General features: G+C 62.1%; 11 protein-coding genes and 1 tRNA gene. 10 read left to right on the top strand and 2 right to left on the bottom strand.

Translation table 11 applies throughout. The features are described 5' to 3' along the window. The first annotated feature begins 58 nt into the window (after positions 1 to 58). Complete coding sequence (locus LDN75_RS00195) at positions 59 to 820, top strand: TetR/AcrR family transcriptional regulator (RefSeq protein ID WP_223935213.1); 762 nt, start codon at positions 59 to 61, stop codon at positions 818 to 820. A 24-nt stretch (positions 821 to 844) separates the two neighbouring features. Here the strand turns inward: LDN75_RS00195 and LDN75_RS00190 are convergent, their stop codons facing one another. Next, positions 845 to 1,531, bottom strand: a complete 687-nt coding sequence (locus LDN75_RS00190; protein WP_223935212.1) for a hypothetical protein — start codon at positions 1,529 to 1,531, stop codon at positions 845 to 847. 182 nt (positions 1,532 to 1,713) lie between these two features. Between LDN75_RS00190 and LDN75_RS00185 the strand changes: the two genes are divergently transcribed. Together LDN75_RS00185 and LDN75_RS00180 are read left to right on the top strand one after the other, a co-directional pair. Then, on the top strand, positions 1,714 to 2,841 hold the full coding sequence (locus LDN75_RS00185) for a mandelate racemase/muconate lactonizing enzyme family protein (protein ID WP_223935211.1): 1,128 nt from the start codon (positions 1,714 to 1,716) through the stop codon (positions 2,839 to 2,841). Positions 2,842 to 2,851: 10 nt separating this feature from the next. Continuing rightward, on the top strand, positions 2,852 to 3,550 hold the full coding sequence (locus tag LDN75_RS00180; RefSeq protein WP_223935210.1) for an FCD domain-containing protein: 699 nt from the start codon (positions 2,852 to 2,854) through the stop codon (positions 3,548 to 3,550). Positions 3,551 to 3,669: 119 nt separating this feature from the next. Here LDN75_RS00180 and LDN75_RS00175 read toward each other — a convergent pair. After that, positions 3,670 to 3,752, bottom strand: a tRNA-Leu gene (locus tag LDN75_RS00175). Between the two features lie 386 nt (positions 3,753 to 4,138). Between LDN75_RS00175 and LDN75_RS00170 the strand changes: the two genes are divergently transcribed. The 7 genes from LDN75_RS00170 to pknB are packed head-to-tail and all read left to right on the top strand — an operon-like array spanning position 4,139 to position 13,617. Further along, positions 4,139 to 4,888 (top strand): DUF3662 and FHA domain-containing protein, encoded by a 750-nt coding sequence (locus tag LDN75_RS00170; RefSeq protein WP_223935209.1) that lies wholly within the window; start codon positions 4,139 to 4,141, stop codon positions 4,886 to 4,888. A gap of 5 nt (positions 4,889 to 4,893) precedes the next feature. Continuing rightward, positions 4,894 to 5,373, top strand: a complete 480-nt coding sequence (locus LDN75_RS00165) for an FHA domain-containing protein (RefSeq protein ID WP_031216763.1) — start codon at positions 4,894 to 4,896, stop codon at positions 5,371 to 5,373. Positions 5,374 to 5,376: 3 nt separating this feature from the next. Further along, a complete protein-coding gene (locus tag LDN75_RS00160; protein WP_223935208.1) occupies positions 5,377 to 6,981 on the top strand; it encodes a PP2C family serine/threonine-protein phosphatase in 1,605 nt (534 codons plus the stop codon). After that, positions 6,978 to 8,408: an FtsW/RodA/SpoVE family cell cycle protein gene (locus tag LDN75_RS00155; RefSeq protein WP_223935207.1), complete on the top strand. Its 1,431-nt coding sequence runs from the start codon at positions 6,978 to 6,980 to the stop codon at positions 8,406 to 8,408. The genes LDN75_RS00160 and LDN75_RS00155 overlap by 4 nt, the downstream gene beginning before the upstream one ends. Next, complete coding sequence (locus LDN75_RS00150; protein ID WP_223935206.1) at positions 8,405 to 9,862, top strand: penicillin-binding protein 2; 1,458 nt, start codon at positions 8,405 to 8,407, stop codon at positions 9,860 to 9,862. The genes LDN75_RS00155 and LDN75_RS00150 overlap by 4 nt, the downstream gene beginning before the upstream one ends. Beyond that, a complete protein-coding gene (locus LDN75_RS00145; RefSeq protein WP_223935205.1) occupies positions 9,859 to 11,700 on the top strand; it encodes a protein kinase in 1,842 nt (613 codons plus the stop codon). Before LDN75_RS00150 ends, LDN75_RS00145 begins: the two co-directional genes overlap by 4 nt. 9 nt (positions 11,701 to 11,709) lie before the next feature. After that, positions 11,710 to 13,617 carry a Stk1 family PASTA domain-containing Ser/Thr kinase gene (gene pknB / locus LDN75_RS00140; protein ID WP_223935204.1) on the top strand — a complete coding sequence of 636 codons (1,908 nt, stop codon included), beginning with the start codon at positions 11,710 to 11,712 and terminating at the stop codon, positions 13,615 to 13,617. Positions 13,618 to 13,624 lie beyond the last annotated feature (7 nt).

Genomic DNA, 13,624 nt, shown 5'->3' with positions numbered 1-13,624 from the left:
ATTCATTTATATTTGATAATAGCCGCCAAGTCCGCGAGTGGGAAGACCCGATGGAATAATGCTGGAGATACAGGCAGCAGAAAGGCTTCCGATGCCCGCACCCACACCCGCTCCAGAACCCGAGCCGGGCGCTGCCCCAGCTTCTGCCAGTAAGGCACGGCGGCGCGCCGGACGGCCCATGGCGCGAATCCTGGACCAGAACGGCATCACGACGGCGGCCCTGGAGTTGATCAGCAGCAAGGGTTACGACGGACTCACCATGGCAGCCCTGGCACGCTCGCTGGGCGTGGCGCCATCCGCCCTCTACAACCACGTAGCCTCCAAGGACGACGTGCTGTTGCTGGTGGAGGACCACCTGGCCGCCATGGTTGATGTGTCCGCCTTTGGGGTGGAGCCGTGGGATGTTGCCGTACGCCGCTGGGCGTGGTCCTACCGGGATGTGTTCTCGGAGCATACGCCGCTGATCCCCGTCATTGCCGTGCTCCCGGTGGCGAACGCCCCGAAGACCCTGGCGATGTACGAGGCCGTGACCGCCGGATTCCGCGACGCCGGGTTCCCGGAAGAGAAGATCATTTCGGCAATTGTTGCCTTGGAGGCCTTCGTGTTCGGGGCCGCGTACGACGTCACCGCGCCCGAAGACATTTTCGACGCCGGCTCGCTTGCCGACCAGGTGCCCAACTTCACCGCAGCCGTGGACAGGCTCGCCTTGGAGCGGCACCCACGGCCCACCGACGTTGCTTTTAGCTTGGGGCTTGAGGCCCTGATCACCGGGTTCGGGGCGCTGCGGGGAGCCCCTACCGATAGCTCAGGCGACCAATAGCGCAAATGGGGACACGTCCAGGATTCAGCGTTCCAAAGGGTTCACACGGATGCTGATGACCGATGGTTCCACGGCATCGTAGGCAATGTCGTAGGTGACCGCCAACCCGGTAGACGTGCCTGGACCCAGCCTGTAGTTCAGCAATTCGGCTGGGCTACGGGTCTTGTTGACGTTCTGGAGCCAATATTCGGCATCATCGGCGTCGAGACCATAGCGGGAAACGGCGTCACGAACGTCCTTTTCCAGATCCTCCCAGTTATCCAAGCGGTGGTAGAAGGCAACCTCCTTGAAATCAGGACGGGTGGAATCCGTTGCGAACCTCAGGGTGTCGGAGCTTCCAGACACCGTTCCCCGCGGACCGGCGATGCTGATCTGGATCTGGCGCCCCTCCTCAGCAAAGATCAGGGGGCCTTTGGCAGCGTCCGCGGGTAGGCCAACGGCCTCCTTGTCGAGTTTCCCCGTAGTCATGTCCAGCTTCGCGGATCCCTGGGACTTGATGCGTTCGGCCCCGCTGGCCGTCAAGGTATCGAAGCCACCGCCAGCTGGCGTAGACGATCCATGGGGGTCGGAAGCAATCCCTGAACAGCCGATTAAGACGAGCGACAAGGCTATGGCGCCCAGGGCCTTCACCAGGCTTTTCCGGGCCCTTCCCAAAACGGCTGCCTTGCCCGCGGCCTTGCTGCCCCGGGTGCCGATGTGATCGATGGCCACCTTAGTCCTAACGGCTGTTTCTTGTACTTGCATCACAGGGAGTCTACGAGCACAGAGGCGGATCGCGCCCAACGCGCCCCGTTCCCCGGTGATTCCGGAGCCGTCGAAAATTACTTGTACTACAAGTTAATAACTTGTAGCCTAAGTGTCAGGCAAGGATGCCTCGCCCCTTTAGGAGAACCATGAGCCCTGTAGATCTCATTCGCCACATCAAACTGTCAACGGCCCGTTTGCCCCTCACCGTGCCCATAAGCGACGCCAAGGTCTTTACCGGCCGCCAGAAGCCGATGACCGAAGTAGTGTTCCTCTTCGCCGAGATCACCACGGAGCAGGGCCATAGCGGCATTGGGTTCAGCTACTCAAAACGCGCCGGCGGTCCTGCCCAGTACGCCCACGCGAAGGAAGTTGCCGAGGGCATCATTGGTGAGGACCCCAACGACATCGGCAGGATCTACACCAAGCTCCTCTGGGCCGGAGCCTCAGTGGGCCGCTCAGGTGTAGCAACCCAGGCCCTGGCTGCCATCGACATCGCGCTTTACGATCTCAAAGCCAAGCGCGCCGGACTCCCCCTGGCCAAACTGCTGGGCTCCTATCGCGACTCCGTCCAGACCTACAACACCTCCGGCGGCTTCCTTAACGCCACACTGGACGAGGTCAAGGCACGCGCAACGCAGTCCATAGAGGAAGGCATCGGCGGCATCAAGATCAAGGTGGGACTGCCGGATTCCAAGGAAGACCTCCGCCGCGTGGCTGGCATCCGCGAGCACATCGGCTGGGATGTACCCCTCATGGTGGACGCCAACCAGCAGTGGGATCGCGCGACTGCCCTGCGCATGGGCCGCCAGCTCGAGGAATTCAACCTCATCTGGATCGAAGAGCCGCTGGATGCCTACGATTTTGAAGGCCACGCGCACCTTGCCCACGTTTTGGACACGCCCATCGCCACTGGCGAAATGCTGGCCTCAGTCGCGGAACACAAGGGCCTCATCAACGCCAACAGTTGTGACATCATCCAGCCCGACGCCCCTCGCGTCGGCGGCATCACCCAGTTCCTGCGCCTCGCTGCACTTGCGGATGAGCGCGGCCTTGGCCTGGCTCCACACTTTGCCATGGAGATCCACCTGCACTTGGCCGCTGCCTATCCGCGGGAACCCTGGGTGGAGCACTTCGACTGGCTGGATCCCCTCTTCGAGGAACGCCTGGAGACCAAGAATGGCCGGATGATCGTTCCGGACCGCCCCGGACTGGGCGTTACGCTCAGCGGGCAGGCCCGCGCCTGGACCACCGAATCGGTGGAATTCGGCGCGTAATCTTGAACCCATGAGCCGAAACCTGACCGCGGATCTCGCCGCCGACCTTCGCAACCGCATCGTCGACGGCGCCATCCAGCCAGGCGAGAAGCTCCCGAGCGAAAACACCCTCATCAACGAGTACGGGGTGAGCCGGACAGTGGTCCGCTCCGCCCTGACCCGTTTGCAGGCAGAGGGCCTTGTTGAAACCGAACGTGGGCGGGGCAGCTTCGCGCTGACCCCGCCAGCGGACGGCCCTACCCAGGCCCCCGGGACGCGTCCCGTCTCCAGCATGGAAGACCGGTTGCAGATGCTCGACTTCCGGATCGGCGTCGAGACCGAAGCAGCAGCGTTGGCGGCCCTGAACCACACGGGGCACCAATTGAAGGCAGTGCATGGTGCGCTGGAGCAATTCACCGCGAGTTCCGGCCACCCGGCCCACTCCATGAAGGCTGACTTCGAATTCCACCGGGCCGTTGCTGCAGCCTCAGGAAATCCCTTTTATACGGACTGCATCACCGCCCTGGGTCAAACAATGATCACCATGCCACGCACGCGCCTCCTGGGCGGTGAAGAGCAGGACTCCCGCGAACGGTTCGAACAAGTGGTCCACGAGCACTCTTCTATATACGCAGCCATCGCCGACGGGGACCCAGCCGCTGCCGCGGCAGCGATGCGCCTTCACCTGAGCAATTCACGACGCCGGTTCAAGGGTTCCGCACGCAGCTGACGGGGCAAGCCGGAAGTCACCATCACCGGACAAATCCAACCGTCCACGGGACAAGTCCAAAGGTCCACAGGACAAAGCAAAAGAGCCCCGATCCTAAGACCGGGGCTCTTTCAATTGCGTGCGCGAGGGGGGATTTGAACCCCCACACCCTTTCGGATACTGGCACCTGAAGCCAGCGCGTCTGCCGTTCCGCCACTCGCGCGCAACTTCTTTTTCAGGACGTTCCGCCGGTCTCCCAGCTTCGTTTCCTTCAAAAGCAGCGAGATCAAGCATAACGGACATTCCAGACAAAACACCAATCGAGTCCCCGCCTTGCTGGGAACAACGCTGTCGTGAGGTCCAAAGCCGCACAACTTCTGCCTAACGGCACGGAAATTTCACACCCTCGCTCCCCCGTCAGGTCGGGCCGGACGCGAACTTTTCCGAGTCGTAAGGCGTTGTGGATTAAGGCCATTCCCAGACACTCCCAGTAGTATCGGGAAGTGGAAGGGCCGTTCGGCGCTCACTTTGCTGTGTGCGTGGACGGGTCGAAGCACCGAGTATTGAACCAGGCACAGTGGGTGCCGCGGCGAGGAAAGGAGAAGAGCCATGGGTTTGCTGGACAAAGTCGAGCGCGGCATTGAAAAGGCTGTCCGCAACGTCTTCTCCACGGGGTCGCGGGCGCGTGTTGAGCCGGTGGAAATCGCGAGCAAGCTACGGCGCGAGCTGGACAATAAGTCCATCACCATCGCAGCCGGGCGCACTCTCGCCCCCAATGTGTTCGACGTCCTCCTCAGCGACGAAGATTTCGGACGCGCCCAGGAGTGGGGAACTCCGCTGGCCGAAGAACTGTGCGATGTCGTCATCCAGCACGTTCGCAGCCAGGGCTACACGCTCCAAGGTCCTGTCCGGATTTCGTTCCGTCGAAACGAAGAGGAACGCGCCGGGCACTTCGAAATAACTTCGCGGACCGAGAAATCCTCGGACGATGCCGCTCCGGCTCCGCAGGCCCCACGCCCGAATGTTCCAGCTGCACCCGCCCGGCAGCCCACCCGACTCCAGCCCGTCCTGGACATTGGCGGCCAGCGGTATTCCCTCAATGCCCAGTCAGTCGTCCTGGGACGCTCTTCGGAAGCAGACATCCTCGTGGATGACACCGGAGTTTCCAGGAAGCACCTTGAGGTCCGCACCCAGAACGGCACTACGTGGGCCGTTGACCTTGGTTCCACCAATGGCAGCTACGTCAACGGCCACAAGGTGGATGGCAGCGTGGAACTCACCGACGGCTCCACCATCACGATGGGACGTACCAAGATTATTTTCCGCCTCCTCCCCCAGACCACGGGTGGCCACGCGTGAACGACATCAGCGAACTGACCATCACGGCACTTCGCTTCGGTTTCCTGCTGCTGCTGTGGGTGTTGATCTTCAGCATCGTGTCCACCATGCGGCGCGACTTCCAGATCGGCCGTAAGGCAGTAACCGGAGCCCCCACGGCACGCGAGGTCCGCAAGCACCCCGAATTGGCTGCGTCCCCGCCGCCTGCCATCCAGCATGCGCGCAACCTTGTTGTCACTGAAGGCCCGCTCAAGGGCACCACTGTTCCCCTGGCAGCCAGCCCCATCCTGTTGGGTCGCGCGCAGGAAGCCACGCTGGTCCTGGAAGACGATTACGCATCCGGCCGGCATGCACGCTTGTTCCCACAGGGCAGCCGCTGGTTCATTGAGGACCTCGGGTCCACCAACGGCACCTACCTGGCCGACCAACAGCTCACCCGTGCCTTGCCGGTGGAGCTTGGCGTTCCGGTGAGAATCGGCAAGACGGTTATTGAATTGAGGCCGTAGTCCATGGCTTCTCCCGAGACCCCCGAGGGCAAGGAAAGGCCTGCGGAGCGCCCGTTGATCATGCGCTACGCCGCGCGCTCCGACGTCGGACGGATCCGCTCCAAGAATGACGACTCCGCTTATGTGGGCCGCCATCTTGCGGTCGTGGCCGACGGCATGGGTGGTCACGCCGGCGGCGACGTCGCCTCTGCCTCCACGGTGCTGGACATGATCCACCTTGATCATGACGACTACCCGGACGGCGCAGACACGATCCTCGCCGATGAGATCCAGACCGCCAATTCGCTACTGTCGGAGTTGGTGCACCAGAATCCCAAACTCTCCGGCATGGGCACCACCGTCACGGCCCTGCTCCTTGAGGACCGTAAACTGCATTTCGCCCACATCGGCGATTCGCGGGCCTACCGCCTGCGGAACAAGAAGTTCGAGCAAGTCAGCATCGACCACACGTTCGTTCAGCGCCTCATTGATGAAGGCCGCCTCAGGCCCGAGGAAGCCGAAACACATCCGCACAAGAACGTCCTGATGCGCGTCCTGGGCGACGTCGACGCCAGCCCGGAGCTGGACTTGGACGCCCTCGACGTCGAGCCGGGCGAGCGTTGGTTGCTCTGCTCAGATGGCCTCAACTACGTCGCAGGCCACGTAGTTGAGCGGGTGGTCCGGGAAACCAAGGACCTTCGGGAATGCGCGGAAATCCTCGTGAACCTCACGCTGGAAGCCGGCGCCCCGGACAACGTCACCGTGGTCGTGTTGGAGATTGTTGAGGAGACCGACGACGACGTCAACACGGCCGCCGTCGACGTCGTTCCTCCGGCGGCGCTGGCCGCTCTGGACGAGCCCGAATCTCCTGCTGCCGCTAAACCGACGGAAGGTCCCACCTCCACAGTCGAGCTCACCTCGGAGAAAGCGGAGCCTGCGGACGAATCCGGAACGTCCAACGAGCCACCTGCCATCACTGACCCCCACCTGGGTGAACACCTTTCCGCTGAGGTACTCCGCGAAGAGTTGGCCAGCCGTCCTCATGAGCTGGTGGGCGCTGCGGCCACAGCAGCCGAGACCGGATCAATCCCAACCGTGGCGGGCCGCACTGTTGCACGACGCGCCGCCACTGTTTTGACCCACAAAGCCGAACAGGACCGCCTGGAAGTCGAAGAACCGGCAAGACGCCGCATCCGCTGGCTCATGCCCTCTGTCGCAGCTGTTGTTGTGCTCGGCGTCGTTGTTGGCCTCTGGCTTGGCTACGCTTGGACCCAGACCCGCTATTACGTGGGCGAGTACGATTCCCGCGTGGCGATCTTCAATGGCATTTCACAGCGCCTCGGACCTATCCAGCTGTCGCGGCTGGAGGCTGTCACTGACCTCCGTGTTGAGTCTCTCCCCGAGTACGGCCAACAGAGTGTTCGCCAGACCGTTCCGGCCGGAGACCTTAGCGACGCCCAGCGCATTGTCGAGAACCTGAAGAACTACGGCAGTACGTCGGGATCCTGCCCGAGCACCACTGCTTCTCCCACTCCTACAACCACCACGAGTGTTCCCATTCCAAGTACCGCAGCCGTTGCCAGCCCCACGCCTTCGCCCGTTCCGACTCCCTGTGGGGCGGCCAAATGATCCAGACTGAAACTGCACCCAAGGCGCGCCGGAACGTTGAACTGGCGCTGATCGTGCTTGCGCTTGCCGTTGGTATCGGCGCCAGTGCATTGGTGAGCATCAATTCCCAAAGTGGGCTGGACAGCGACTTCTGGTTCCAGTCGAGCCTACTCGCCGTCGCCGCCTTTGCCTTCCACGTCGTCCTGAGGCTTCGGGCTAAGTATGCCGATCCGGTAATACTTCCCATCGTCGTGGCACTGAATGGACTCGGCCTTGCTTTGATCCACCGCATGGACGGGCCCGGGGACGACACCGGAAACAACCAACTCCGTTGGACGCTTATTGCCATGGCAGTGTCCATCGCCGTGATCTGGTTCCTCAAGGACCACCGAATCTTGCGCCGGTTTACCTACATTTCCCTCGCGGCCAGTGCTTTCCTGCTGATCCTCCCGCTGGTTCCAGGTATCTCTGCCGGCGAAGTACTGGGTGCGAGCGTTTGGATCCGGATCGGCCCGATGACGTTCCAGCCCGGTGAAATCGCCAAGATCACGCTGGCCATATTCTTCGCCGGGTATCTTTCCTCCAACCGGGACCTGATCCTCCTGGCCGGCCGGAAGATCGGCCCCATGCAGTTCCCGCGCTTCAAGGACCTAGGTCCGATGATCACAGCCTGGTTGGTGAGCATTGGCGTCCTCGTATTCCAGCGCGACCTCGGATCATCGGTACTTTTCTTCGGCCTGTTCATTGTGATGATCTACGTCGCCACAAGCCGTATCTCGTGGGTGGTGATCGGCCTTGCCCTGATCCTTGGCGGTGGCTTCATAGCTTCGAAGATCTTCTCGCACGTGGCCTTCAGGATCGACAGCTGGATCAACGCTTTTACCCCTGAGGTCTTTGGCAGGTCACCCGGTGGCAGTGGCCAGATCGTGCAGGGCTTGTTCGGCATGGCTGATGGCGGCTTGGTGGGCACGGGCCTTGGCCAAGGCAGGCCGGATCTGGTTCCCTTCGCCAACAGCGACATGATCGTGGCACTCATCGGCGAAGAACTCGGCCTCATTGGCCTGTTCGCCGTCGTGATGCTCTACCTGCTGCTTTTCACGCGCGGTTTCCGTGCGGCGCTGGGCACCCGCGATGCGTTCGGCAAACTGCTGGCGTGCGGACTCTCCTTCGCGATCGCGCTCCAATGCTTTGTGGTCATCGGCGGCGTCACCCGGCTTATCCCGCTGACTGGCCTCACCACGCCATTCCTCGCCGCTGGTGGTTCCTCGCTCCTGGCCAACTGGATCATCGTCGGCCTCCTGCTCATGATCTCCAACACGGCCCGCGGGCCTATAGATACAACTCCGATGGTCAATAAACCCCCTGCAAGCAGTACCAACCCGGCCGCACGCAAGCCGGCCGCTGTACCCACACCGGGCGCACCCACGGAGGCGGTGAAGCACCCATGAACCAGGCCATTAGAAGTTCCTGGATGGCTGCCGTCGCCATGTTCGCGTTGATCTTCGGCGCCATTAGCTACGTCCAGGTCATTGGCGCTGACGATCTTAACGCCAATCCTTGGAACCAGCGGGCCATCCTGGCCTCGTTCTGCAACGACCGCGGGGCAATCATCGTCGGCGGCAAGCCAATTGCCGAATCTGTCGCGGGAAACGAGTCCTGCGCATTCCAACGCAAGTACACTCAGCCGGAACTTTATGCCGGCATCACTGGGTACTTCTCCCGGGGCTTTGGTTCCACGGGGTTGGAACAGTCCCTCAGTGACCAGTTGGCTGGCAATTCCGACCAGCTATTCCTGGACCGTGTCAGCCAGATGTTCCTGGGCAATGAGCCCAAGGGCGCCTCGGTGGAACTGACGTTGGATCCCGCCATCCAGAAACTTGCCTATGATCTCATCCCGGAAGGTCAGCGTGGATCGATCGTAGTGACCAACCCCAAAACCGGCGCCATCCTGGCCATGGTTTCCAAGCCGTCCTACGATCCCAACCTGATCGCTACTCATGACAGGGCCGCCGCCGCGGCGAACTACGCACAGCTGAACCAGATTCCTGGCATCAACTTGAATCAGAACGTCAGCGGACCAACGGGGAATTTGTTGTCGCCCGGCTCCGTGTTCAAGCTCGTCGATACTGCGGCCGCCTTGAATTCCGGCAAATACAACAAGGACAGTGAACTGCCGAACCCCAGCAGCCTGCCATTGCCGGGCTCAAGTGCGAGCCTGCCTAACTACGCTGGCGGTAACTGCAACGTCCGTGAAACGGCCACTTTCTCCTTCGCACTGGAGCAGTCCTGCAACACTCCCTTCGCGAGCATCGCGCTGGACCTCGGCCAGGACGCCATCCGGGCGCAGGCAGAGAAATTCGGCTTCGGCGACACCTTCGGTGACCAGCTCAAGCTCCAGCAGGCCGTCAGTGTCTTCCCCCATGACTTGGACCAGGCACAGCTTGCCCAGTCGTCAGTGGGCCAGCGCGACGTCAAGGCAACCCCGTTGCAGATCAACCTGATGACGGCGGCGATCGCCAACGGTGGTGTGCAGATGAAGCCCAACCTGATTAAGACAGTTCGTGCTCCCGACCTCCGGGTGATCAGCGAGTTCAAGCCCGAGGCCCTCCGTACGAGCACCACCCAACCCATCGCAAACCAGATCACCCAATGGATGAGCAGCGCAGTCTCCAACGGCATCGCCAGCGGCGCTGCCGTCCCGGGAGTCCAGGTGGCCGGCAAGACCGGTACAGCCGAACTCGGTGATTCAGGTTTGAACAACTCTTGGTTCACCGGGTTTGCCCCGGCGAACGATCCGCAAGTGGCCGTCACCATCGTCATGGAAGGTGTGGATGTGCTCACAGGCGCCAAGCTAACCAGTCCGAACGCAAAGAAGATTTTTGAGGCGGTGTTGAATAAGTGAGACCTACTTCGGGAATCACACTCGGCGGCAGGTTCCAGCTGACCAGTCGCATTGCGATTGGCGGCATGGGCGAGGTCTGGAAGGCCAAGGACCAGATCCTGGGAAGGATCGTTGCCATCAAGGTGCTCAAGGAGGAATACACCGGAGACCCCGGTTTCCTCCAGCGTTTCCGCGCCGAAGCCCGCCACACGGCACTCCTTAACCACGTGGGCATTGCCAACGTCTTCGACTACGGCGAAGAAGCCGGCTCTGCGTACCTGGTCATGGAACTCGTACCCGGCCATCCGTTGAGCGGCATCCTTGAGCGCGAGCAGGTCCTGTCTCCTGACATGACCCTTTCGATCATGGCCCAGACGGCCCGGGCACTGGCAGTGGCTCACGCACAGGGATTGGTCCACCGCGACATCAAGCCGGGTAACCTCCTGATCACGCCGGACAACCGGGTCAAGGTCACCGACTTCGGTATCGCCCGCCTTGCCGACCAGGTGCCGCTGACCCAGACCGGGCAGGTCATGGGGACCGCCCAGTACCTTGCTCCGGAGCAGGCAACAGGACAGACAGCCACTGGCTCGTCCGACATCTACTCGCTGGGCGTCATTGGTTACGAATGCCTCACCGGCCACCGTCCGTTCTCCGGTGAGTCGCAGATCGCTATTGCCCTTGCACAGGTCAATGATGCTCCGCCGCCGCTTCCGGAGACGCTGCCCACTCCGGTACGGGCCCTCCTGATGTCCATGCTCGCCAAGGACCCCAAGAACCGTCCGGCGAACGCCATCAAGCTGGCTGAGGCCGCTGAGGCTATCCGCAACGGCGACATCACCACCGCACATGCCGCTGTACCGGGAATGCTCCTCTTCGAAGCCTCCACTGGACCCATCACGGCACCGGTCAATACCGCCACGGCTCCCACCGGCGTCGTTACGTCGCCGTTTGGCAAGGAGCACTCGACGACGTCGACTTCCGCACTCCCGGTGCTCGGCGCCGCTGCCGCTGTTGGAGGCGCTGCCGGGGCTGCTGTTGGAGCTTCCTCGGACAACCCCCTGTCGCGCGCGAATGCGCTTGAGGCAGAGCGGCAGCTGAATGACGAAGAAGAAGTTATCTACAGCGATGACGATAATTACGACGACGTCGAGCCTGAGCGAAAGAAGCGCAGCCCCTGGACCTGGCCGCTCGTTGCCCTGATCCTGTTGGTGCTGTTCGCACTGGTCGGTTTCCTGATTTCTCAGTCGGGATTCTTCTCCCCGAATCCGGGTCCGAGCGAGTCCACATCCGCAAGCGCAAGCCGGAGCTCCAGTCCAACGTCGCAATCGGCCAGCCCAACGCAGACGTCCCAGTCACCATCCCCAACGCCGACGCAGTCCACTCCCCAGAAGATCAACCTGATTCCTGAGGAGTACCTTGGACAGCCGTTTGAGACCGTCCGCAGCCAGCTCGTTGGATTGGGCCTGCAAGTAAACGGGCAGGAAGTATTCAACACTGCCGCGGTAGGCACAGTAACGGACCTTAACCCCACCGGTCCTGTTGATCCTGGGGAAGTTATCACCGTCCAGTACTCCAAGGGTCCAGAAATGGTGTCGGTGCCCAGCATCGGTGTCGGCCTCAGCGAGGAGGAGGTCCGTGGATTGATCGAAGCAGCGAACCTTCGGTGGGTCCCGGGTGATCCTGTCAACGGTGCCGTCGGCCAGAAACCGGGCACCTTCGTACGGTCCGAGCCTGCTCCTGGAACAAAGGTTGCTGCTGGTTCGGTAGTCACGTACCACCTGTCCAAATCGGTTGTACCGAGCAATCCGACGTCCCCGAGTGCCAGCCCCAGCGGCTCCGGCAGCCCCAGCAACTAAGTAGCCGCCATGTCTACGCCACGGCCCGGTCCAGCGCACCGAGAGGAGAGCACACCTCTCTCTTCGCAGCGCCTCCTCAATGGTCGCTACGAACTCGGTGACCTGATCGGCCGTGGTGGCATGGCGGACGTGTACCGCGGGACAGATACCCTGCTGGGACGCACCATCGCAGTCAAAGTCCTGCGTGCTGACCTGGCCCGCGATCCCCAGTTCCAGGCCCGTTTCAAACGCGAAGCCCAGGCAGTCGCGGCACTGAACCACCCTTCCATCGTGGCCATCTTCGATACGGGTGAGTACTCTGTCCCGGGCGGGCCGGGTGAGGACGTGCGCGTGCCATACATCGTGATGGAATTCGTCGCCGGACGGACCTTGCGGGACATGATCAAAGCCCACGAACTCGGTGTTGAAGACTCCATCGGATATACGCTTGGCGTCCTCGCTGCACTGGAGTACAGCCATCGGGCAGGCATTGTGCACCGTGATATCAAGCCGGCCAACGTCATGGTCTGTGCGGATACCGGAGACGTCAAGGTCATGGACTTTGGCATCGCACGGGCTATGGCTGACTCTGCCGCCACCATGACGCAGACGCAGGCTGTGGTGGGAACGGCCCAATATCTTTCCCCGGAGCAAGCGCGGGGCGAGACCGTTGACGCGCGCAGCGATCTTTATTCTGCTGGCTGCCTTCTCTATGAACTGCTGACCAGCCGGCCGCCATTCGTGGGCGACAGCCCCGTTTCGGTGGCCTACCAACACGTACGGGAGACTCCGGACCTTCCCAGTGTCCATAACCCCGACGTCTCCGAGGCTTTGGATTCCGTTCTTGCCAAGGCCCTCCAGAAGAACCGGACAGACCGGTTCCAGGACGCTGCCGCCTTCCGCCGCGCCCTCAGGGCTGCGAGCAACGGCATCCCTGTTCCCGCGCTTTCCGCCAGCGAGGCACCCACTGACCCGAACGACCTCATTTCATCGGAAGACCCCGATACGCAGCTGTTGAGCACCACGGCCATTGGGTACCTGGATGTAGAGCACTACACAGACGCCAGCGAGGATCCCATCGAGGAACCGCTGGACCAAGCGCTTCCATTGGACCTCCCACCCGAACGTGAGCGGACCGCACACCAGAAGTCCCGCCGTCGTATGTGGGCCGCGACGCTGGCGATCTTCACCATCCTGGTTCTGGCAGGCGCCGGGTTCTGGATCTACAGCCTGGTCAACGCCCCCGCCGCGGTACCGGCCAAGGTGGCGGTTCCCTCGGTGTCCAACATGTCGGAGTCCCAAGCACTCCAAGAGCTCTACTCCGCCAAGCTGGTGCCCAAAACCGCACGGGTGGCAAGCGACACGGTGGCCAAGGACATGGCGATTGGCACGGCACCAACTGCGGGCTCCATGCTGGAACAAAACGCTGAGGTCATCCTCAACATCTCCAGCGGTCCCAGCTCGGTTACCATCCCTGCGGACATTGTGGGCCGCACCGAGCCCGATGCCCGGGACGTCCTCCGGCGTCTGGGAATCACAGGCAACATCTCCAGCGTCAGGACGCATAGCCCCACGGTTCCCACCGGACTCGTCATCACCACGGGCCCGGCCCCGGGGGCGCCCATAGCAGCAGGTTCCAACGTCGAGCTGCAGGTCTCCTCAGGCAAAGTGCTGATGCCCCAACTGATCGGTCTCGCCCAGTCGGAAGCCGAAGCGCTGCTCAAGGAAAACGGCCTGGCCATGACAGTGGTGGAGCAGGAAAACTCCCAGGTGACGCCCGGCAAGGTCACGGCGCAGAGCGAAACCTTCAATACCGAGGTGGATCAGGGAAAGACAGTCACGGTAACGGTAGCCAAAGCCCCGGCCCCCGTGCCGACTCCCACAGCCACGTCAACAGGCACCCCCAGCCCCAAGCCGACCGACACCAAGAAGGGCTGAGGGGCGC

Source organism: Arthrobacter sp. StoSoilB5 (genome assembly GCF_019977235.1).
Lineage (GTDB): Bacteria > Actinomycetota > Actinomycetes > Actinomycetales > Micrococcaceae > Arthrobacter.
The sequence above is the reverse complement of the archived record's forward strand: the minus strand, read 5'-3'. Positions and strand labels throughout refer to the sequence as shown.